The following is a 22,106-nucleotide window of genomic DNA, read 5'->3' on the forward strand; positions in this document are numbered from 1 at the left end:
GGTTCGGGCGGGAAGGCGGTGGCAAGAAAGGTTGCCGCCAAGAAGGTCGCCACCAAGAAGGTGTCCGGCAGGAAGGTCGCCGCCAAGAAGGTCGTCGCGCAGCGCAAGCCCGCCGTGCGGATCGCCCCGCCCAGCTACGACGTCGAGCGCGAACTGATCGCCCGGGGCGCACAGGTGGTCGCCGGGGTCGACGAGGTCGGCCGCGGCGCCTGGGCCGGCCCCGTGCTGGTCGCGGCCGCGATCACCGACCTGACCGTGCCGCCCGCCGGGCTCACCGACTCCAAGCTGCTCACCGCGCGCCGCCGCGAGGAGGTCGCCGCCGCGGTCGACCCGTGGGTGCGCGCCTACGCGTTCGGGTCGGCCGATCCCGAGGAGATCGACACACTCGGGATGACCGCCGCACTGCGGCTGGCCGCCGAACGCGCGCTGACCGCACTGCCGGTGCGCCCCGACGCGATCGTGCTGGACGGCAAGCACGACTTCCTCGGTGCGCCGTGGGCCGTGCGCTGCGTGATCAAGGGCGACCAGTCCTGCATCAGCGTGGCGGCGGCCTCGGTGCTGGCGAAGGTGCACCGCGATGCCCTGATGGCCGATCTCGGCGCGGGCTATCCGGCGTACGGCTTCGCCGGCAACGCCGGATACCCGGCGCCGGTGCATCGGGCGGCACTGGCCGAGCACGGCCCCACGCCGCACCATCGGATGTCCTGGGCGTACTGGGACGACCTGCCCGCGTGGCGGCACCTCAAGCGACCCCGGGTCGAACCGGTCACCGACGGGCAACTCGGCTTCGATCTGGGCTGATCGGCCTCGGTTTCCGAACGGTCACGTTTGCCCGGAGGCGCTCGTGCGCCGCCCGCGGCCGGTTGTAGCGTCACGCGGGTGACTGCCTCGATTCCTCCCGGCTGGTACGACGATCCCTCGGCCCCGGGCTCCGAGCGCTGGTGGGACGGCGCCCAGTGGACCGCCTCGACCCGCGCCCGCGCACAGGGGGAGATCCCGCCACCGCCGATGGGCGCGCCGCCGGCCGCGGGGCCGGTCGGCTATCCCCAGGGCGGGTATCCCGGCGGCTATCAGCCGGTCGGCCCGCCGCCCGGAGCGGCCCGACCCGGCCGCGGCAAGGCGATCGGCCTGAGCGTGCTGGCCCTGGTCGTGGTGGGCGGCATCATCGCCGCGCTGATCGTCATCCTGGGCGGGGACGACGACGACGGCGGCGGAAAGACGGCGGCCACGGACGGCACACTCACCGATCCCGCCACCGGGCTCACCGTGCCCAGGTTCAAGGGCTGGGTCGTCCCGGACCCGGACGACGATCCCGCGGATCAGGCGGTGGAGCGCCCGTGTCCGAGCAGGTCCGCGACCCGGTCGAGCGGGGCCGCGGCCGAGACCGCACTGCAGGCGGAGCGCAAGTGCTATCGCGCCGGCCTGACGCTGGACACCCGCAAGGCCGACACCCTGGAGGAGTTGGTCGCCGACCTGAAGAAGGACGTGACCGGCACCAAGGGCAGGATCAAGCTGGAGACCCTGGAACTGGACAAGGCGATCACGGTGGACGGCCACCCGGGCTACGTCCTGCGGGCCAAGGTCAAGGGCAAGCCCGAGGACCTGAACATGGACTCGGACACCGCCTGGGCGCAGGCGGTGGTGATCGACGAGAAGAACGCGGACGGCGAATTCCCCTGCGTGCTGCTCAAGCTGGAGATCTCCCCCTCGGCGCCGGACAAGTCCACGCTCGACACCGTGCTCAAGGGCATCAAGGTGGGCACGCCGCAGCCCTCGGAGAGCACATCCTGACCCTGCGTCATATCTGACGAGACGTCACCAGCGGTACGGTACGCCCGATCGGTCGCGCCGTACCCCGCACCGGTCGCGAGCGCGTACCGTGGACGCGCGCCGCAGGTCGGGCTTGCCGGGATGCGACTGAAGGAGGCCGCACCGGGCACATCATCATTGGGGGGTGACTGTGCGCATCGGTGATCGCCTCGAATGCCCCGGCTACTCGGTGGTGGCCGTGGAGACGACGGGATTGTCCCCACATCGACATCGCATCATCGAGATCGCGGTAGCCCAATGCGATCTCGACGGACGAGTGACCGAGTTCTTCGCGACCCTGCTCGACCCGCAGGGTCCCGCAGGCGACTTCCAGGCACACGGCCTGTTCGACGACGACGTGGTGAATGCCCCGACGTTCGCCGAGGTCGCGCCGTGGCTGGCACACCTGTTCCGGCAACGGGTCGTGGTCGCCCACAACGCGCGCTTCGACATCGGCTTCGTCGAGCGCGAGTTCCAGCGCCGCGGTCGACCCACCGTGCCGCCGCTGACCACGCTGTGCACGATGCGCGAGGCACCGCACCACCTGCCCGAGGCGCCGCGCTTCACCCTGCTCGCGTGTTGCGAGGCGGCGGAGGTGCCGGTGGACGGCGGGCACGGCGCGGCGGCCAAGGCGATGGGCACCGCGCGGCTCCTGGAGCACTACCTGCGTCAGGGCGCGGGCGAGGCCCGGCACTGGCAACAGGCCCGGACGGTGGCGGCCACGCTGAACTGGCCGCGCCGCGGCGCCGACGTACCGCGCATGTTCACCCGCGACGACGCGCACGTGGCCCGACGGGCACGCGAGGAGGCCGAGCAGGTGCGCCGCCGGGACGCGGTGTCGTACCTGGAGAAGGCCCGCGCGTACGGTCCGCCCACCGGCGTGGGCGAGGGCCCGGACAGCTACCTCGCGGTGCTGGACGCGGCCCTGGAGGACCGGGTGATCACCCCGCAGGAGGCCATCGACCTGGCCGAACTCGCGGTGTCCCTGGGCATTTCCGAGGCGCAGCGCAAGGATCTGGACCGGCTGTACGTGACCGCGCTGGCCGCGTCCATGGTCGCGGCCGGACCCGTCGACCGCGAGGAGCGGGCCGACCTGACCCGGGTCGCCGCGCAACTGGGCATCCCGCGCACCGCGCTGGACGAGATCGTCGGCATGGCCCGCTCCACGGTCGAGCAGGGCCACGGCGGACCGCGCATCCTGGCCCGCGGGCGTCCGCTGGAATCGGGCCTGCACGTGCTCTTCCACGGCTATCTCGCGGTCACCCGGGGCGAGTTGGAGCGCCGGATGGCCCGCGCGGACCTGTCCGTGGCGTCCGGTATCCACGATCGGGTGGACGTGCTCGTGGTGGCCGACCCGGACGAATCCGCGGACCGCACCTACTGGGCCCGCCAGCGCGGCATCCGGGTGCTGATCGAGCCGGTGTTCCTGGCGCTGCTGGCCGACCTGGAACGCGGGCGCAGCAGCGCGGCCGACGCGGCCTCCCAGGTGGCCGCCGCCTCGCTCGCGCACGTCGTGCCCGGGGCGCCGCGCACCACGAGCGGCTTCCTGCTGCCCCGGCCGGGCGCCGCGGTGCCGGCCGCCGCCGGATCCTTCGCGCCGAGCCCCTACCGGCCCTACGACACGCCCGTGGACGGTGTCTCGGAGGTGCTGCCGACCGAGGCGTTCGCGTCGACCCAGGCCCCGGGATCGGCCGAAGCCTTCGCGCCCACCGAGGCGTTCGAGATCACCGAGGCGCAGACCGCGCCGGCCACGCCGGTGTCCGGGTCGGCGTCCGCGTCGGCCACCACGCCGGCGCCGGTGCCGGTCACGGGCGTCACGCTGCCGAGCATCCCGCCGCCGCCGACCGCCGCCGATCTGCCGGTGGCGCCGGGTTCCTCGGCCGCCGAGGTGCTCCAGGCCACCGTCCCGGACGTGCTCCCGCCGCCGCCGGAGGTGCCGGCGACGCACGACACCGCGCCGACCACGCCACCGCCGGTGCCGGGCCCGGAGACGCCGCCGCAGCCGATGCCGGCGGTGCCCGCGGCCACGCCCGCCGCCGGCGGGTCCGGGGCATCGTCGGTGGTCGTGCCGCCGCGACCGGCCGATGCCCCACCGACCGCCGTGCCGCCCCGGCCCACGGACACACCCCCGGCCGCCGTTGTGCCGCGGCCGGCGGATGCGCCGCCGCGGGAGCTCACCCGCGGGCAGGCCGTCACGATCGAGGACCTGGGCCCGTTCGCGGGCACGGTGCGGATCGAGGCGGCGTGGTGGGCGCCGGGCCAGGCGGACGGCGACACGGTGGCCCTGGTCCTGGACGACGACCGCCGAGTGGGTGACGACGGCGACCTGGTGTTCTTCAATCAGCCCGTACACGCCAGCGGCGCCGTGCGGTTGGCCGGCAAGCTGCAGACCGGGACCACCAACGAGGTGGAACCGGGCTCGGATTCGGTCGAGATCGACGTCACCACGCTGCCTCCGGGCCGCAGTCGGGTACTGGTCGCACTCGCGCTGGACGCCGGCAGTGGCACCACCTTCGCCCAGGTACCCGTCACCGTCGGTATCGTCGACCCCGTGACCTGCCGTCGACTCGCCGAATTCCGGTTGAGCGGAGGCGATGAGACCGTCATGATCCTGGCCGAGGTCTATCGGCGCGGCGACTCCTGGCGCCTGCGATCGGTCGGTCAGGGCTATGCGGAGGGCCTGGCAGCTTTGGTGATCGAGCACGGGGTGGTGGTGGACGATTGATCCGGCCGAGCTGACGGGGCATCGTAGGATGCGCCGTCGTACGCCCGGGCCACACCCCAGGAGCACCCTGGGTGGGCACGCCCCGCGCGGCTTTGATAGGACTGCCACCATGCCGCGCGTGTTCTCCGGGGAACGGGACTCCACCGATCCCTCCCCGCGTCTCCTCACCGCCGGGCATCCCGGTACCGCCACGAACGAACCGAGCCTTCCCCAGACATGACTGTGAATCCGGTGACTGCCGAAAACACCGCGGACGCGACGTCCGCACCCGAAACCCCGTCCGTGCCGCGCCCGTCCGGCGCGGCGCCCAAGCCCGGACCCCGTCCGGGCCCGAAGCCGGGCCCGCCCAAGCCCGCCGTGCCGCGTCAGGCGACCGCGGGATCCGCCCCGGCGAAGCCGGGCAAGCCCGGCAAGCCCGCTCCGGCCGCTCCGGCCGCGCCGCGGGTCACGCTGATCCCGGCGACCGAGGAGAACGTCTTCGACGCCGCCGACGACGCGGTGGACGCGCTCCTGGAGGCCGGCACCGAGCCCGGCTCGATCCTGGTGCTGACCACCGGTGGGCCGCACCCGTGGCAGCAGCACGAGGAGACGTTCGGCGCCGCGCAGTACTGGCGTCAATACGACGAGGGCAAGGACGTCTTCTACGCGTCGCTGCCCGCCTCGCGTCCGTTGCGCCGGGCCGCGGTCGTGGTCGTGGTCAACGGATTCGCCGACCAGGACAACGCCGCGCAGATCCTGACCGCGGCACTGACCGCCGGGGCGTCGGTGACGGTCTGCGGCGACATCGAGCGGGTGCGCGCCCTCACCGGTGTCGCATAGCACGTCGTAGCACGCAGGGGGCCCATCCGGGTCCGGTCCGACCGAACTCGGGCCCCCTGCCCCGCGAAACCCGAAGGTCGGCTACGGTTCGTTGCCATGTCGGAATCGCCGTCGATCGCGCAGCTCCTTGACCGGTTCCTCAGCGACCAGGAGGACCGGCTGAAAATACAGCAGTACCGGGCCTGTAGCACCGTCATCGACATGTTGTCGGGCTATCTCAACCGGTATGCCTACACCACCCTGATCGGGGCCGAACGCCAGGAATGGGACCGCGCCTTCTCGGCCGGTGACGACCGGGCGTTCTGCAACGTGTTCGGGGTGCGCAAGTTGATCGCCGGGATCAAGCCGTTCCACGCGCAACATCTGCGTACGCGGTTGCAGAGCCCGGAGCTCGTCCAGGACCACGCACTGACGGTCACGACCGATCTGGTCGACTGGCTCGCAGAGCGCGGTCTCACCGCCTGATCCGGAGCGTCCGTCAGGACGCGGAAGGTCGTACCAGGGGAGTGGGCCCCGTCTCCGGCAGGTAACGCACCTGCGGCAGTTCAGTCGCGGGGCGGGCCGGGGCGATGCCCGCTGCCCTGATCGGCCCGCTGCCGCCGGGACCGCCGCCGCGGCCCGCGGCGAGCGCCGGGGTACGCCCGGAGCGTACGTCGGCGATCACCCGCCAGCCGTCCTGCGCGACGATCGCGAACGCCCCACAGCGCAGTCCGTGCAGCACGCACGCGTCGTGCAGCCCCCACATCCAGCGGCCGTCGTCCGCTTCCCACTCGCGGGTGCCCTCGCGGTGTATCGCCAGCACCGTGGTGTGCGTCGGGGTGGTCCGACGCAGGTCGTCCGGGACGATCAGGCGCAGGTTCGCCAGGATCAGATTGCGGCAGCGCCAGCCGTCGGTACGACCCTCGCCGAAGCCGAAGGAGGCACTGGCCACCGGGCGTTCGGATCGATCCAGGACGGCCACCACCGCCGTGCGCGCGCCCGGTCGGTGCAGGTCGTACAGGCGTTTGATCAGCGTGCGGGGGTCGCGCAGCAACGGGACCCGGCGCGCGTGCCAGGATTCCGGGTCGAGCGAGCGGGAGGGCCCGCTCGTGGGCGCGCCGTGGCGAGCGGACGCTGTGGAGGCGGTTGCGGCGATGTGCACGATCCTCCTTCCGTCCAAAACGGACAGCGGCGCACGCTCCGACTGCGGGCGGCTCGCGGCGGAGCGGCGCCGAGGGGCCCGCACGGGAATGTGAAGGGAACGCCTTGTCGATTCTTGCGTGACGCCCGCGAACTCGGCAACACGTACATGTGATCATTCGATACGTTCGCGTGACGGCGCGGGGTCGGCCGGAGCCGGTCACCCCTCCATCGTGAGCACCAGGGGCAACACCTCGGGGGCGCCGGCCCGGCGCAGCAGGCGAGCCACCACGGTGAGCGTCCACCCGGTGTCGGTGCGGTCGTCGACGAGCAGGACCGGCGCGTCCAGGGCGGCCACCCGTTCGGCGAGTGCCTCGGGCAACACGAACGCGTCGGCGATCGCACGCAGGCGCTGCGCGCTGTTGCTGCGCGGCGCCGGACCACCCGCACCGGGTGCGTATTCGACCCGGCCGAGCCAGGGGAGTCGGCCGACGCCGGCAAGCCGTTCGCCGAGGCTGTCGATCAGTGCGCCGCGCGTGTGCGAGGCGATGGTCACCACGCCGCCGGGTCGGCGCTGCCACCCCCAGGCGGCCAGGACCTGGACGACTGCGTCGAACGCGGCGTCCGGGATCGGCCCGTCGGGAGTGCCGGGAGCCAGGATCGGCCGCAGCCGGTTGCCCCACCCGATGTCCGAGGAGCGCCCCAGGGCCCGGCCGGCGGCGGCCTGTTCGCGGTCCGGGATGCGGCCCTTGAGCTCGACGCCGGCCACCGCCATGCCGGTGGGCCACATCCGGCGCGGTTCCACCTCCACGCCCGGCCGGCCCAGCGCCGCGCGCGCCGCGTCCCGGGAGGCCGGATCCACCCGCGCGTCGTGGCGCGGCCCCGCGCACGTGTCGCAGCGCCCGCACGGGGCGGCGTTCGGATCGTCCAGGCAGCGGCGCAGGAACTCCATCCGGCAGGTGCCGTCGGCCTGGTAGTCGCGCATCGACTGCTGCTCGTGCTCGCGGGCCGCGGCCACTCGCGCGTAGCGCTCGGCGTCGTACTCCCAGGGACGGCCGGTCGCGGTCCAGCCGCCGCGCACGCGCCGGACCGCGCCGTCCACGTCGAGCACCTTGAGCATCAGCTCCAGGCGGTTGCGGCGCAGGTCCACCAGGGGTTCCAGGGCCTGCGTGGACAGCGGGCGACCGGCGCCCTCCAGGGCGGCCAGCGTGCGCTCGACCTGCTCGCGGGCGGGGAAGCCCAGCGAGCCGAAGTAGCGCCAGATCGCCTCGTCCTCACGCCCGGGCAGCAGCAGTACGTCGGCCCGCTCCACCGCGCGCCCGGCCCGGCCGATCTGCTGGTAGTAGGCGATCGGCGACTGCGGGGCGCCCAGGTGCACGACGAAGCCCAGGTCGCCCTTGTCGAAGCCCATGCCCAGCGCCGACGTGGCCACGAGCGCCTTGACCCGGTTGGCCAGCAGGTCGGCCTCGGCGACCCGGCGCTCGGCGTCCTCGGTGCGGCCCGAGTAGGACGCGACGGCGTGCCCGCGCGAGCGCAGGAACGCGGTGACCTCCTCGGCGGCGGCCACGGTCAGTGTGTAGACGATGCCCGAGCCCGGCAGCTCGGGCAGGTGGGTGTCCAGCCAGGCCAGCCGGTCGGCCGCGTCGGGCAGGCGCAGCACGCCGAGCGAGAGGCTCTCCCGGTCCAGGGTGCCGCGCAGCACCAGCGCGTCGCCGGCCGGGTCGAGTTGCTCGGCCACGTCGGCGCTCACCCGCGCGTTCGCGGTCGCGGTGGTGGCCAGGACCGGTACGCCGGTCGGCAGCTCCTCCAACAGGGTGCGCAGCCGGCGGTAGTCGGGACGGAAGTCGTGTCCCCAGTCGGACACGCAGTGCGCCTCGTCGACCACGAGCAGGCCGGTCGTGGCGGCCAGCTTGGGCAGCACGTTGTCCCGGAAGTCGGGGTTGTTCAGCCGCTCGGGGCTGACCAGGAGCACGTCCACGACGCCCTCGGCCACCTCGGCCTGCACCGCGTCCCAGTCGTCGACGTTGGCCGAGTTGATGGTGCGGGCCCGAATCCCGGCGCGGGCTGCCGCGTCGACCTGGTTGCGCATCAGGGCCAGCAGCGGCGAGACGATCACGGTGGGGCCCGCGCCGCGCTCGCGCAGCAGTGCGGTGGCCACGAAGTAGACCGCGGACTTGCCCCAGCCGGTGCGCTGCACCACCAGGACCCGGCGACGGTGGGCGACCAGCGCCTCGACCGCGCGCCACTGGTCCTCGCGCAGCCGCGCGTCGCCGCCCGCCAGGTCCCGCAACACGGCGTCGGCGCGGGTGCGCAGGTCCGTCGCGGGGGCGGGGCGGGCATCGGGGGCGGTGGAGCGGTCCTCGGTCATGCCTCCCTTTGTAGTCGCCGGCGGCGACATCGCGAAAAGCAGGCCGGGGCGATTTGTGCAGAAACGTGTTGCCTGCGCGGCGCGGCCCCGAGCCGCCCGGGTGGCTCGGGGCACGCGGGACACCCTGGCCGGCGGGCGGTCGGCGCGCGATGGTGGAAGGGACCGAAACCCCTACGGCGACGGAGGCGCGACGTGCGCTACCTCGAAGTGGACGGATTTCCCCCGGTGGGTCGGATCGGACTGGGCACGTGGCAGTTCGGCTCACGGGTGTGGGGCTACGGCGACGCGTACGCGTCGGTGACCGCCCATGCCCTGGTCGGCCGGGCGTTGGAACTGGGGGTGACCCTGTTCGACACGGCCGAGATCTATGGGCTCGGGCGCGGTGAACGCATCCTGGGCGAGGCGCTGGGGGCGGACGCCGACCGGGTCGTGGTGGCCACCAAGTTCGTGCCGGCGCTGCCGACCACCCCCGTGCTGCGCGGTCGGGCGTATCGCAGCATGGCCCGGTTGGGCCTGGACCGGATCCCGCTGTACCAGGCCCATGTCGCCAATCCGCTGGTGCCGATCGACGTGATGATGCACGCGCTCGGCGAACTCCAGGACGAGAAGATCGTCGAGGAGGTCGGGGTGAGCAACCACGACCTCGCCCGGTGGCGCCGGGCCGAGCACGCGCTGGGTCGACGGGTGCTCTCCGACCAGGTCGAGTTCAGCCTCGCGGCGCCCGGACCGCTGCGCGATCTGGTGCCGTGGGCCGAACACAATCGGCGCCTGGTGATCGCGCACAGCCCGCTGGCCCGAGGCCTGCTCGGCTCGCGCTACGACGAGTACAACCGGCCGGCCGGGCTCCGTGCGCACACGACGCTGTTCCGGCCGGAGAATCTGCGCCGGGCCGGCCCGCTGCTGGAGCTGTTGCGCGAGGTGGCCGTCGCACACGACGCGACGCCCGCACAGATCGCGTTGGCGTGGACCCTGCATCGGGGGCCGGTGGTGGCCATTCCCGGGGCCTCCACGATCGAGCAACTGGAACACAACGTGGCGGCGGCGGAGATCGAACTGGGTGAGGACGAGTACCGGGCGCTGACGGCACAGGCGGAGGTCTTCGCACCGCTTCGGGGTCTGGACGCGCTGCGTTCACGCGCACGGGACGAGTCGCGGAGTGCGCCGGTGCATTGACGCGCACGGGCCGGCCGGTGGCCCGACGGGTGCGGCCGCCGAGAGTGGAGAATCGGGTGGGTTCGACCTGGTTCGTCAAGCTGTGTGCGCACAGCGCCCGAGTCGTGCACCGGCCGTCGGCCCGTGCCGGGCTCGGGTCGCGGGCGGGCGCAGGCTCGCCGCATGAACGACACCGATGGTTTCGACCGCGCCCCCTTCGTGGCGATGTCCCCGCAGTCCGTGCTGCGGGTGCGCTCGCCCGCGGACCTGGTGGAGGCGGTGCCGTATCTGATCGGGGTGCGGCCCACCGACAGCGTGGTGCTGTTGGGCATCCTGCCCGGTGAGCGCAGCCGGGTCGGCCCGGTGTTGCGGCACGACCTGCCGCCGCCGGCCGATTTCGAGCCCGCCGCCCGGCACTTCGCCCGACTGCTGGTGCGCACCGGCGCGCGCGGCGTGGCCGTGGCGATGTATCCGGACGGCGCCGAGGCGACGGCGCCGGTCACGGAAGGCACGGCGCCCGAGGACGGGTCGGCGGCGGCCGTCGAGCGATTGCGGCCGCTGCACGCGGCGATCGCCCGCGCGTGTGGCACGCATACGATCGAGGTGCGCGAGGCGGTGTGCGTGACCGCCGAGCGCTGGTGGTCCTACGGCTGTACGGATGCCCGGTGCTGTCCGACCGAGGGCACCCCGCTGCGCACCGAGCGCAGCTCGACGGTCGCCGCGACGGCGGTCTGGGCGGGACTGCCCGAGCCGGTGTCGTTGGCCGATCTGGTGCGCCGCTTCCGGCCGCCGGAGTACGCGATGCGCGAGCTGATGCTGCGGGCGTACGAGAGCGTGCGGGCCGAACCCGAAGGGTTCGCGGCGCGGCGCACGCTGACCGCACTGGCCGGTCACCGGACACGGTTCCGGGCCGGCGACACCACGATCGAACCGGCCGAGGCGGCGCGGCTGGTGCTCGGATTGGGCGATTCCCGGGTGCGCGACGAGGTGATGGGCTGGCACGGCGAACAGCCGGGCGACGCCGACGACCCGGCCCTGCTCACGCTGTGGACCGCGCTGGCCCGCCGGGCCTTCGCGCCCGCCTCCGCGCCGCCGCTCACCCTGGCCGCATGGGCCGCGTGGACGATCGGCGACGGGGTGTTGGCCCGGGTCGCGGTGACCCGGGCGTTGCGGGCCGACGCCGGATACACGATGGCACGGCTGCTGCACTCGGCGATCAACAGCCCGCTGAGCGCGGCCGAGGTGCGCCGAAGGATCTTCCGCGATGCCGTGACCAACCGGGCGCCGTGACCGTTGGGGGGCCGGGGGCCACATGTCGACCGACCGGTCGACGGCGGGGCGGACCGCGGCCGGCCTTGCCGCGGGAGAGCCCGAGCCCCGCCCGCGCGGGGCCCACGAGGAAGCGGGAGACGAGAGCGGTGAGCGTGAGCACGACCCCACATCCCGTCGCGCACGACGCGCTCGTCTGCGTGGACGCGCCGGGCATGGCGATCAGTGGGCTCGACGGGCAACTGCGCGGGCACGGCGTGCAGGGCATCTACCACGACGGGCGGCGCATCCTCTCGCGGATCGTGCTGACCATCGGCGGCACCGAGCCCGAACCGCTGTCCGGACACGTGGTCGCGGCCTACACCGTGCGCTACCTCGCGATGCGCCGATTCACCGCGGACGGCTCGCCCGATCCGGGTCTGGTGATCGAGCGCACCCGCCACGCCGCCGGCCGGGAGCGGCTCGTGCTGCGCAACACCGGGCGCCGGGCGTTGCGCTTCCCGGTCGAACTGGCCCTGGGCACCGACCTGATCCCGCTCGACGCGCTGCGGGCCGGACACCGTCCACCCGAGCTGCCGGCCCGGGTCGCCGCGGCCGGTCTGGGCTGGAGCGCACCGGACGGGACGAGCGTGCGGGCGAGCGCCGAGCCCGCGCCGGACACCGCGCTGGCCGGAACCGCCACGCTGCGCTGGGACGTCGAGCTGGAGCCGGCCCGCTCGTGGGCGGTCGAACTGCGGGTGGTCGCCGAACCGGCTCCCGGCCGACCCGGTGCACGCGCCTTCTCCGGCGGGCCGCCGTGGGCGCAGCCGCGGGTGCGCTGCGACGACATGCGGGTCGCGGCCTGGCTCGACCAGGGGCTGCGCGACCTGCGGGCGCTGCTCGTGGTCCCCGATCCCGAGCTGCCGACCGCGCCGCTGCCCGTGGCCGGCGCGCCGTGGCAACTGGCCCCCACCGGGCGCGACGCGCTGTGGACCGCCCGGATGTTGCTGCCGCTGGGCACCCGATTCGCCGGCGGTGTGCTGCGGTTGCTCGCCGCACGCCAGGGCGTGCGCGCGCAGCCGCGCGGCGGCGAGGACCCCGGGCGGATCCCGCACACCCTGGGCCGGGCCGGCGAACCGGACCGCTACGACTGCGCCGGTTCGACCGCGCTGTTCGTCACGCTGTTCGGCGAGGCCTGGCGCTGGGGACTGCCCGCCGCCGAGGCCGACGCGCTGCTGCCCGCGCTCGGCCGTGCGCTGGGACACCTGTCCCGCACGATGGGCGAGCGGCCAAACGACTTCGTTCGGCTCGGCCCTGGGGGGCCCGCGCCGTGCGAGCTCCAGGCGCAGACCTACCAGGCCGCGCGGCACGGTGCGGCGCTGCTGGACGCGCACGGCCTGCCGGGCGCGGGGGCACTGCGCGAGCGGGCCGAGCAACTCGGCGTCGCCTTCCGCCGGGCGTTTCGCGCCGAGGACGCGGCGGGGGAGTACTACGCGGCGGCGCTCGATCCCGCCGGCCGACCGATCACCGTGGCCTCGTCCGCGATGGCGCACCTGCCCGGCAGCGGCATCCTGGACGACACCGGCAATCGGGCGGTGGCCCGCCGGTTGACCGCCCCCGACCTGGACTGCGGCTGGGGGCTGCGCGGCACCTCGGCCCGGATGCCCGGCTACCACCCGCTCGCCGTCCGAGGCGGCGTGGTGCGCGCCCACGACACGTGCGTGGCCGCGGCCGGACTCGCCGACGCGGGCCATCTCGACGCCGCACAACAGCTGTTCGCCGGTTTGCTGCACGCCGCACCGTGGTTCCAGTACCGAATGCCGGAGATGCACGCGGGCGAACAGCGCGCGGAGGGCCACGCTCCGGTGGCCCACCCCCTGGCTTGCCGGCCGCTGGCGCGCGCGGCAGGGGCGATCCTGCCGGTGCTGGTGGCCTTCGCCGGGATTCGGCCGGACGTCCCGGCCGGCCGGGTCACCGTGCGCCCGGCCGGCCCGCTGGACATCGGCGAACTCGAACTGCGCGACCTGTGCGTGGCCGGCGAACCGTTCACGGTGCGGGTCAATCGGGCGGGGCAGGCGATCGTGGAGGAGGCGGCGGAAGGCATGCAACTGGCGATCTGAACCCGACCGTCCGGTGACGCGACGCCACCACCCGCATGCGCGGGGTATGCCGAGCGATCGGGAATCCGTTTTATCGTCAGCCAGACAGCTAGTGCCCTCCGGGCACTAGGATCGCCCCATGCCGCGCTCCGAGACCTCGCTCTTTCCGCCCTTCGGAGTCACCGTGGATCTCGTCGTCCTCACGGTGCGCGAGCACGCGCTGAGCGCCTTGACCATCCGCCGGGGCGAACCGCCGTTCCAGGGCGCATGGGCGCTGCCCGGCGGCTTCGTGCGCGAGGGCGAGGGCCTGGAGGCCGCCGCGGCACGCGAACTCGCCGAGGAGACCGGCCTGGACCGGCTGCCGGTGCACCTGGAGCAGCTCGCCACGTTCGGCGACCCCGGCCGCGATCCCCGGATGCGCGTGGTCAGCGTGGCCTACCTGGTCCTGGCCCCGGATCTGCCCGCCCCGCGCCCCGGCGGCGACGCGGCCGGCGCCCGCTGGTCCTCGGTCGGCGAACTGCTCGGCGACGGCAGCCGGTTGGCCTTCGACCACGGGCGCATCCTGGAGGACGGCGTCGAGCGCGCCCGCTCCAAGATCGAATACTCCTCGCTGGCCGCCGCGTTCTGCCCGGAGGAGTTCACCGTCGGCGAGCTGCGCCGGGTCTACGAGGCGGTGTGGGGCGTGGCCCTGGACCCGCGCAACTTCCACCGCAAGGTCACCGGCACGCCCGACTTCCTGGTGCCCACCGGTGGCACCACCACCCGACAGGGCGGCCGGCCGGCCCAACTGTTCCGCCGCGGCTCCGCGGAGAAGCTCAACCCGCCGATGTTGCGCCCCGAGGCCTGACCGACCCGGCCGCGGCCACGCTCTTCGGCGCTGCCCGAAGTCCGCCGCCCGGTGCCCGCACTGCCTGCCGCCGACGCTGCCGTTGCCCGCTGCCCGCCGTCCTGGGATCGCCGCTCCGCGTCGGTGCCGGGCGGCTGTTCGGTCAGTCCTGGCCGCCCAGATCGAGGCCGCCCGCGTCGTATGCGAGCTGCGCGTCCCGGCTGCGATGGCGACCGAGCAGCGTGAGCAGCTCCACCACCTGCGGGCGCAGAGTGGGCCAACCCGCGACGCCCTGCGGTTGGTGTGCGATGCCCGCCAGGAGGTCGTCCAAGAGCAGGCCGAGCCGGGTGTGTTCACCCCGCAGCCGCCACACCGCGGGTTCGAACCTGGGATCCGCGCGGCGCACCTCGTCGTAGAGACCGCCCGGCCCCTCGGTGACCGCGACATGTTCGTACAGGTCGGCCCGCAACTGCCGCAGCCCCGCGCACAGCGCGGCCACCCGGCGCGGGCCCGCCGGGTCGGCGACCAGACCGTCACGAACGATCAACAACGCGTCGTCGAGGTCGCCCCGCCTGCGGCGGACGGCGTCCAGGACGCCCGGATCGGGAAGAGACATGCCGACCTCCAGAGGCGGTACTCGGCGGTCTCTCGATGGTCCTCCAGGACCGGGCGGCCTGTCCAGGTTCGGCGGACTTTTCCGCAGCTCGCCGATACGGCGGCAAATGCCGGGAAAATTATGGTTTCGCCGGTATGTTGCCAAAGATCCATAGATCTCCCGTATTCGGGGTGCCGAGGAGCGATGGCGATGATCCAGACACGCGCGCTGACCAAGAGATACGGCGGCATCGTGGCCGTCGACGACCTGTCCTTCGACGTGCTCCCCGGCAAGGTCACGGCACTGCTCGGGCCCAACGGCGCGGGCAAGTCGACCACCCTGCGGCTGATGCTCGACCTGGAGCGCGGCGGGGGCGAGACGCTGTACGACGGCCGGCGCTACCGCCGGCTGCGCCGCCCCGCCGCCCGCGTCGGCGCCTGCGTGGGCCCCGCGGGCGCACATCCGGGACGCCGGGTGCGGGCGCACCTGCGGATGCTCGCGGCGGCCGGCCGGATCCCGGCGCGCCGGGTGGACGAGGTGCTCGACCTGGTCGGGCTGACCCCGGTGGCGGGCGCCCGGGTCCGGGTGCTCTCCGCGGGCGCGCTCGGCCGACTCGGGCTGGCCGGCGCCCTGCTCGGGGATCCGGGCACGTTGGTGCTGGACGAACCGGCGAGCGGTCTGGACCCGCAAGGAGTGCGCTGGCTGCGCGACTTCCTGCGCGCCTACGCGGCCGACGGCCGGACGGTCCTGGTCGCCGGGCACGTCCTGGCCGAGACCGCGCACTGCGCGGACCGGGTCCTGGTGATCAGCCGGGGTCGCCTGGTCGCGGACGAATCGGCGGCCGACTTCCTGCGTCGCGGGGTACGGGCCGGCGTTTCGGTGCGCACCCCGCAGGTGGCCCGACTGTCCGCGCTGTTGCAGGCCGAGGGCGTGCACGCCGCCCGTTCCGGCGGCACCACGCTCACCGTGACCGGCGCGGACCGGGCCAGGGTCGGCGAGATCGCCTTCCGCGGCGGGATCCTGCTGCACGAGTTGGCCGAACGCGAGCCCGGCGTCGGCGACGCGTTCACCGATGTGATCACCCGCCGGCGTGAGCGGACGCAGCTCGCCGGGGACGAGGACGCCCGCGTCGAGCGATCGACCGGGATCGACCCGGGCGGGATCGACCCGACGACCCGGCCCACCGAGGAACTCGTCGGACCGGGATCCGAGTTCGTCCGCGCGGCGGCACCGGCGGCGGCGCTCGCCGGCGCGGCGCCGACGACCGTGCTCGGGACGGGGTTCGATCCCGGCCCCGACCCCGAGCCGCACCCGGCCCGGCAGCACGCGCAGGCCCCGCCGGCAACCACACCGGCGACCGGCCGCGACACCGCCGCCATGGCCGTACCCGAGGCCCCTCGGGTCATCGAGTCGCACATCGACCCCGGCATCACCCCCGCCGTCGACCCGAACCCCCGGACGCCGGTCGCGCCGCACACGCGCCCGATCGACGAGATCGCCACCGGCAGCGGCCGGAGCGGCGAGCCGGATCCGAACGAGGCGCCCGCCGCACTGCCGCCGAGGCGCCGATTCGCCCGCACCTGGCGTTCCACCGAGCGCGCCGAGCAGACCGACGAGGTGAGAAGCGCATGAGCGCGATCAGGTACGAACTCGTGCGAGCCCGCAGCCTGCGCACGACATGGTGGGGCCTCCTGGGCCTGCTCGCGCTCGCCGCCGGCGCGACATGGGTGGCGGCCCGCCAGGCCGGCGCCGTCCCGATCGGCTCCGCCGAGGCGGCTCGCCTGGTCACCGCGGGGCCCGGCCGCACCCCTGTATTGATCCCCGTGATCATGCTGGCGACCGCGCTCGCCTGTGCGCGCGAGCAGCGTCGGGACGCGCTGCCCACCCTGTTGCTCGCGCTGCCCCGGCGCGGGCGGGTGTACCTGGCCAAGCTGGTCGGCACCGCGCTCGCGGCCGTCGTGGTCGCCGTCCTGGCGGTGGCCGCGAGCGTCGGCACGGCCCGCGCCGTATTCGGTCCGACCTTTCCCGACACCGCGGCGATCGAGGCCCCGGCACCGCGGATCCTGGCCGGATTCGTCGCCTACGTGCTGCTCGCCGCGGTCCTCGGCCTGGCGATCGGCACGCTGTCCCGCGGTGCCCCGTTGATCGCGATCGCCGCCGCGGCGCTGCCCGCCGGGGCCGAACGACTGATCGCGGCGGCCGTTTCGGCCGGTGTCCCGCCGGCGCACCGGGACCTCGTGCGCTACCTTCCGTTCCGCGCCGCGGACCGCATGCTCGCCGGCACCGACGGCGGCCTGTCGCCGATGGTCGGCGGCTCGGTCCTGGCCGCAACCACGCTCGTGCTCACCGTCCTCGCGTTGATCACGTTCACCCGCCGACGGGCTTAGGACCGACCCCGGGACGGGTGGGGCCGGGGCCGGCGGACGTCACACTTTCGGACGATCGACCCGCAAGGTAGATCACCCTTTCGTGTGTTTTTCAGCCGAGAGCGGGTTTGCCGCTCAAGCCGGGCCCGTTCGAGGCCGAGATGGAGAGCGTGAGTATCGCTGCCCATCAGACAATGACCCACGCCCCGGCGAGCGGCTCGGCCGACGCGTTCCGCGCCGGCGAGCCGGGCGCCGCCGGCACCGACCCGATGTCCCGCCGGCCGTACGTGTGGGACGGACCCGACCTGGAACCGGCCCGCGCCGTGCGCAAACCCGGCGTCGGCCGCGGCCGCGGCCTGCACGGCCAACTCGTCCAGCAGCTCGGCCAGATGATCGTCGCGGGCGAGGTGGGCGCCGAACGCCCGCTGGTGCCCGAGGAGATCGGCCAGCGCTTCGAGGTGTCCCGGACCGTGGTGCGCGAATCGCTCCGAGTCCTGGAGGCCAAGGGCCTGGTCAGCGCCCGGCCCAACGTCGGCACCCGGGTGCGCCCGGTGAGCGACTGGAACCTGCTCGATCCTGACGTGATCGAGTGGCGCGCATGCGGCCCGCAGCGCGACTCGCAGCGCCGTGAACTCTTCGAACTGCGCTGGGGCATCGAGCCGCTCGCCGCGCACATGGCCGCGTGTCGCAACCACCCGGAGATCGTCCGTCGACTCGGCGACGTCGTGGAGATCATGCAGCGGGCCGTCGCCCAGCCCGACCCGCTGACCTTCAGCCGCGCCGACGCGGAGTTCCACGGTCTGCTGCTCCAGGTCGCGGGCAACCGGATGCTCGACCACCTCGCGAGCATCCTGGCCGCCGCACTCCAGGTGTCCGGCGGGCACGTGGCCGGCTGCGAGCACCTCTCCGAGGCGTCGGTGGCGCTGCACGCGCGCCTGGTCGACGCGGTCGCCGCCGGCGACGGCGAGAGCGCCGAGGCCGCCATGCGCTCCCTGCTGGCCGTGCACCCCGAAGTGGACCGCCAGTTCCCCGCCCCGCGCGAGGGCTGATCCGCAACCGGGGACAGCGCCACGCGGGAGGCACGCATCGCCCCTTCGCCGACCCGACGCACGGGTCGACGAGGGGGCGCGCGTATGTCCGAGTCCGTCCGCTTATCCGATGTACGGAGAGTTCGGGCCAAAACTCACGGTGAGGGGGTTCGCGTGCGTACTCTCGATATCTGACTCGCCGGCCCGGAATTGCCAACAGGTGGGGTTGTGAGGCAATGAACGACGACAAGGTCGGATGCGAGCGGCCCGCAGGGATCGACGCGGCGCTGTTGGCAACCTTGACCAGCCAGGGATCGACGGCATTCGCTTTCTACGACCGGCAGTTGCACTGTCGGCGGGTCAGTGGCGCACTCGCCCGGCTGGCCGGCCGTGCGGCCGAGGACCTGCTCGGCCGACGTCCCGACGAGGTCCATCCGCCGGCCCGGGCCCGCCGGATCGAGGCGGCCCTCTCCCGCGTGCTGACCCGCGGCGAACCGCACGTGGAGACCCACGCGGGCCACGCCCACGACGGCGGCGACCCGGTCGACCCGGTCGGCGCGGCCTGCCCCGACGGACGCGAACGGGCGTACGAATCCCAGTGGTTGCCGGTGCGCGACCCGGTGGACGAGGCCGGTCCGGTGATCGGCGTCCTGCTGGTGGTGCGCGACATCACCGAGCAGCGGCGCTGTGAGGACCTCCTGCGGTCCAGCCAGTGGCGGACCGCCAGACTCCAGGCGATGACCGCGCGGATCGCCGGCACGCTCAGCGTGCCCGAGGTGGAGGAGGCGGTCGGCGACCTGGGCGCCGGCATCGCCGCCGTGTGCTCGGAGGCCTACCTGTTGGACGAGACCGCGCCGGTGTACCCGTGGCCGAACGTGCCCGCACAGCGCACCGTCGCCCGCCGCCGCGGCCTGCCCGCACACTGGTCTGCGGAGTTGGTGGCCGCGGTGACCGACGGCATCGCGCAGTACACCTCGAACGACGGCCCGGGCGCGTCCCGGGTGATCCTGCCGCTGGTCGGCTCCGGCGCCCCGCTGGGCGTACTGCGCTACACCTTCGACGACGGCCGTGTGTTCGACCCGGACGACCGGATCTTCCTGGAGGCGTTCGCGGGCCAGTGTGCGCTGGCCATCGAGCGCTCGCGGCTGTACGAGCGCGAGCACCGCACCGCCGTGGCACTGCAGCGCAGCCTGCTGCCCGAGCGCCTGCCGGCGGTGCGCGGCGTCGAGTTCGGCTTCCGCTACCTGCCCGGCGCACCCGACTTCGAGGTCGGCGGCGACTGGTACGACGTGTTCCAACTGCCGGACGGGCGGGTGGCGATCGTGGTCGGCGACGTGATCGGCAAGGGCCTGACCGCGGCGGCCGGCATGGGCCGGGTCCGCTCGGCCCTGCGCGCGCTCGCCTTCACCGACCCCGAACCGGCCGCCGTACTCACCGGCCTGGACCGGCTGTTCACCGCGACCGAGGACGACGAGTCGCTGACCACACTGGTGTACGCCGTGGTGGATCCCGCGACCGGCCTGCTCGACCTCGCCGACGCCGGCCACCTGCCCGTGGTGCTCGTCTCGGCCGACGGAACGGCCAAACTCGTGGAGATCGGCGAGGAGTCGACGCCCCTGGGAGTCGCGGAACGGCGGACGCAACACACCATCCGACTCGATCCGGGAGACATCCTGATCGGCTTCTCGGACGGCCTCGTGGAGACCCGCGGGCGCGGTCTCGACGAGGGCCTGGCCGACCTCGTGGAGATCGCCCGCGGGACCAACGAGGGCCTGGAGGCGCTGCTCACCGACATCCTGGAAGGGCTGCTCGGGGACCGGGATCGAGACGACGACGTGACCATCCTGGGGGTGCGGATCACCGGTGACGCGTAAGTCGGATCCCTCACACAGGGTGTGGCGCGCGCCGCAAGGGGGAACCGTGTGAGCTGCACCACCGAACGGGTGCGTAACACTTCTTCGCCTGGCCCGATGAGTACGAAGGTGGCAGCCGTTCGGGAATAGCAAAACAGGCCGCTGCGCTGATCCGAGCGCAATCGGTTTGCCGGAACCACGCTGTCCGCCCGAGTGTCGTTCGCTTGGCGGCGCCTGCCTGTGCACCAGGCCGTGACGCCGTCCAGATCGTCGAGAGGTTGTTTGTGTCGGCCAGCACATCCCGTTCGCTCCCGCCCGAGATCGCCGAATTCGTCAACGTGAAGTCGTTGATCGAGCGGGGTGAGACCCAGGGGTACATCGCCAGCGACGAGGTGCGTCAGGCGTTCGAGGCCGACCAGATTCCGGCCACTCAGTGGAAGAACGTCCTGCGCAGCCTCAACCAGGTCCTCGACCAGGAGGGTGTGACCATCATGGTCAGTGCCGCGGACTCGGCGGCGCCCAAGCGCACCCGGAAGAGTGTGGCCGCCAAGAGCGCTGCCAAGCGGACCGCGACCAAGACCGTCGTCTCCAACCGCGCCGGGAATCCCGGCAACCCCGGCAGTGCCGGCACCGTGACGGCACCGGCCGAACCGGCGGCGCCCGACACCGGCGCCGCGCCGGCCGGCGCCGCCGTGGTCGAGAGCGCCGCGGCCGCGCCCACCCCGCCCGCAGCGAGCGCCGCACCGCGCAAGAGCGCCGCGAAGAAGACCGCGGCCGCAGGCGTCGCCAAGAAGGCCGCGCCGAAGAAGGTCGCCGCCAAGAAGACCGCCGGCAAGGCCGGCGAACCCGACGCCGACGCCGAGGAGTTGCCCGACGACCCCGAGGCGGTCGTCGAGGACGCGGTGCCCGACGAGCCGGAGAGCAAGGGCTTCATCCTCTCCGACGACGAGGACGACGCCCCCGCACAGCAGGTCGCCGCCGCGGGCGCCACCGCCGACCCGGTCAAGGACTACCTCAAGCAGATCGGCAAGGTCCCGCTGCTCAACGCCGAGCAGGAGGTGAACCTCGCCAAGCGGATCGAGGCCGGCCTGTTCGCCGAGGACAAGCTCGGCTCCGGCGACAAGCTGCAACCCAAGCTCCGGATGGAGCTGGAGATCATCGCCGAGGACGGCCGCCGGGCGAAGAACCACCTCCTGGAGGCCAACCTGCGCCTGGTGGTCTCGCTGGCCAAGCGCTACACCGGCCGCGGCATGCTCTTCCTGGACCTGATCCAGGAGGGCAACCTGGGTCTGATCCGGGCGGTCGAGAAGTTCGACTACACCAAGGGCTACAAGTTCTCCACGTACGCCACCTGGTGGATTCGTCAGGCGATCACCCGGGCCATGGCCGACCAGGCGCGGACCATCCGCATCCCGGTCCACATGGTCGAGGTGATCAACAAGCTGGCCCGCGTGCAGCGCCAGATGCTCCAGGACCTGGGCCGCGAGCCCACCCCGGAGGAGCTGGCCAAGGAACTGGACATGACCCCGGAGAAGGTCATCGAGGTGCAGAAGTACGGCCGCGAGCCGATCTCCCTGCACACCCCCCTCGGCGAGGACGGCGACAGCGAGTTCGGTGACCTGATCGAGGACTCCGAGGCGGTCGTGCCGGCCGACGCGGTCAGCTTCACCCTGCTCCAGGAACAGCTGCACTCGGTGCTCGACACGCTCTCCGAGCGCGAGGCGGGCGTGGTGTCGATGCGTTTCGGGCTCACCGACGGTCAGCCCAAGACGCTCGACGAGATCGGCAAGGTCTACGGGGTCACCCGCGAGCGGATCCGCCAGATCGAGTCGAAGACCATGTCGAAGCTGCGCCACCCGTCCCGCTCCCAGGTGCTGCGCGACTACCTCGACTGAGCGTCGGCGCGGCCCCGGCGGGCCGCGGCGCACCGCACGACGCACGACATCGGCCCCGGATACACCATCCGGGGCCTGCGTGTGTGCGTTCGGCGAGGAAATCACCCGTTCGCGCAGAGCGAGGGTTCCGGACGGCCACGCTGGGGCACCGGCCTCTACCTGACGGTAGCCGGCGAGAGGTTCCCCATGATGGTGCGAGCGCCC

At 73.5% G+C, this 22,106-nt stretch carries 17 protein-coding genes; 14 read left to right on the forward strand and 3 right to left on the reverse strand.

Features of this window, described 5'->3' with window-relative positions:
• Positions 1-114 precede the first annotated feature (114 nt).
• The 5 genes from ACFZBU_RS02790 to ACFZBU_RS02810 all read left to right on the forward strand — a co-directional run bounded on the left by ACFZBU_RS02790 (position 115) and on the right by ACFZBU_RS02810 (position 5,818).
• On the forward strand, positions 115-801 hold the full coding sequence (locus ACFZBU_RS02790; RefSeq protein ID WP_391581791.1) for a ribonuclease HII: 687 nt from the start codon (positions 115-117) through the stop codon (positions 799-801).
• Between the two features lie 78 nt (positions 802-879).
• A complete protein-coding gene (locus tag ACFZBU_RS02795; RefSeq protein ID WP_391581646.1) occupies positions 880-1,791 on the forward strand; it encodes a DUF2510 domain-containing protein in 912 nt (303 codons plus the stop codon).
• A gap of 163 nt (positions 1,792-1,954) precedes the next feature.
• Positions 1,955-4,534, forward strand: a complete 2,580-nt coding sequence (locus tag ACFZBU_RS02800) for a TerD family protein (RefSeq protein WP_391581647.1) — start codon at positions 1,955-1,957, stop codon at positions 4,532-4,534.
• A 231-nt stretch (positions 4,535-4,765) separates the two neighbouring features.
• Positions 4,766-5,353: a hypothetical protein gene (locus ACFZBU_RS02805; protein WP_391581648.1), complete on the forward strand. Its 588-nt coding sequence runs from the start codon at positions 4,766-4,768 to the stop codon at positions 5,351-5,353.
• Between the two features lie 96 nt (positions 5,354-5,449).
• On the forward strand, positions 5,450-5,818 hold the full coding sequence (locus tag ACFZBU_RS02810; protein ID WP_020554773.1) for a hypothetical protein: 369 nt from the start codon (positions 5,450-5,452) through the stop codon (positions 5,816-5,818).
• 13 nt (positions 5,819-5,831) lie between these two features.
• Here ACFZBU_RS02810 and ACFZBU_RS02815 read toward each other — a convergent pair whose 3' ends face one another.
• Together ACFZBU_RS02815 and ACFZBU_RS02820 are read right to left on the reverse strand one after the other, a co-directional pair.
• The gene (locus ACFZBU_RS02815; protein WP_391581649.1) at positions 5,832-6,494 is read right to left on the reverse strand and encodes a hypothetical protein; all 663 of its coding nucleotides are present in this window, start codon (positions 6,492-6,494) and stop codon (positions 5,832-5,834) included.
• Positions 6,495-6,692: 198 nt separating this feature from the next.
• Positions 6,693-8,840 (reverse strand): RecQ family ATP-dependent DNA helicase, encoded by a 2,148-nt coding sequence (locus tag ACFZBU_RS02820; RefSeq protein ID WP_391581650.1) that lies wholly within the window; start codon positions 8,838-8,840, stop codon positions 6,693-6,695.
• 192 nt (positions 8,841-9,032) lie between these two features.
• Here ACFZBU_RS02820 and ACFZBU_RS02825 point away from each other — a divergent pair, with 192 nt between their 5' ends.
• From ACFZBU_RS02825 to ACFZBU_RS02840, 4 genes are all read left to right on the forward strand, one after another.
• Positions 9,033-10,013, forward strand: a complete 981-nt coding sequence (locus ACFZBU_RS02825; RefSeq protein WP_391581651.1) for an aldo/keto reductase — start codon at positions 9,033-9,035, stop codon at positions 10,011-10,013.
• Positions 10,014-10,175: 162 nt separating this feature from the next.
• Entirely contained in the window at positions 10,176-11,282 is a 1,107-nt protein-coding gene (locus tag ACFZBU_RS02830; RefSeq protein ID WP_391581652.1) for a DUF4192 domain-containing protein, read from the forward strand.
• Positions 11,283-11,416: 134 nt separating this feature from the next.
• Positions 11,417-13,360 carry a glycogen debranching N-terminal domain-containing protein gene (locus ACFZBU_RS02835; RefSeq protein ID WP_391581653.1) on the forward strand — a complete coding sequence of 648 codons (1,944 nt, stop codon included), beginning with the start codon at positions 11,417-11,419 and terminating at the stop codon, positions 13,358-13,360.
• A gap of 118 nt (positions 13,361-13,478) precedes the next feature.
• Positions 13,479-14,186 (forward strand): NUDIX domain-containing protein, encoded by a 708-nt coding sequence (locus tag ACFZBU_RS02840; protein ID WP_391581654.1) that lies wholly within the window; start codon positions 13,479-13,481, stop codon positions 14,184-14,186.
• A 142-nt stretch (positions 14,187-14,328) separates the two neighbouring features.
• Here ACFZBU_RS02840 and ACFZBU_RS02845 read toward each other — a convergent pair whose 3' ends face one another.
• Positions 14,329-14,781, reverse strand: coding sequence for a hypothetical protein (locus ACFZBU_RS02845; protein ID WP_391581655.1), 453 nt, complete (start codon positions 14,779-14,781; stop codon positions 14,329-14,331).
• A 189-nt stretch (positions 14,782-14,970) separates the two neighbouring features.
• Here ACFZBU_RS02845 and ACFZBU_RS02850 point away from each other — a divergent pair, with 189 nt between their 5' ends.
• From ACFZBU_RS02850 to ACFZBU_RS02870, 5 genes are all read left to right on the forward strand, one after another.
• Positions 14,971-16,392 carry an ATP-binding cassette domain-containing protein gene (locus ACFZBU_RS02850; RefSeq protein WP_391581656.1) on the forward strand — a complete coding sequence of 474 codons (1,422 nt, stop codon included), beginning with the start codon at positions 14,971-14,973 and terminating at the stop codon, positions 16,390-16,392.
• Positions 16,389-17,147: a hypothetical protein gene (locus ACFZBU_RS02855; protein WP_391581657.1), complete on the forward strand. Its 759-nt coding sequence runs from the start codon at positions 16,389-16,391 to the stop codon at positions 17,145-17,147. The genes ACFZBU_RS02850 and ACFZBU_RS02855 overlap by 4 nt, the downstream gene beginning before the upstream one ends.
• A 173-nt stretch (positions 17,148-17,320) precedes the next feature.
• Positions 17,321-18,175 (forward strand): FadR/GntR family transcriptional regulator, encoded by an 855-nt coding sequence (locus ACFZBU_RS02860; protein ID WP_360312855.1) that lies wholly within the window; start codon positions 17,321-17,323, stop codon positions 18,173-18,175.
• A 215-nt stretch (positions 18,176-18,390) separates the two neighbouring features.
• Positions 18,391-20,028: a SpoIIE family protein phosphatase gene (locus tag ACFZBU_RS02865; protein ID WP_391581658.1), complete on the forward strand. Its 1,638-nt coding sequence runs from the start codon at positions 18,391-18,393 to the stop codon at positions 20,026-20,028.
• A gap of 257 nt (positions 20,029-20,285) precedes the next feature.
• Positions 20,286-21,902, forward strand: a complete 1,617-nt coding sequence (locus ACFZBU_RS02870; protein ID WP_391581659.1) for an RNA polymerase sigma factor — start codon at positions 20,286-20,288, stop codon at positions 21,900-21,902.
• The last annotated feature ends 204 nt before the right edge of the window (positions 21,903-22,106 follow it).

The sequence above is a fragment of the Embleya sp. NPDC008237 genome, assembly GCF_042956465.1.
Classification (GTDB): Bacteria; Actinomycetota; Actinomycetes; order Streptomycetales; family Streptomycetaceae; genus Embleya.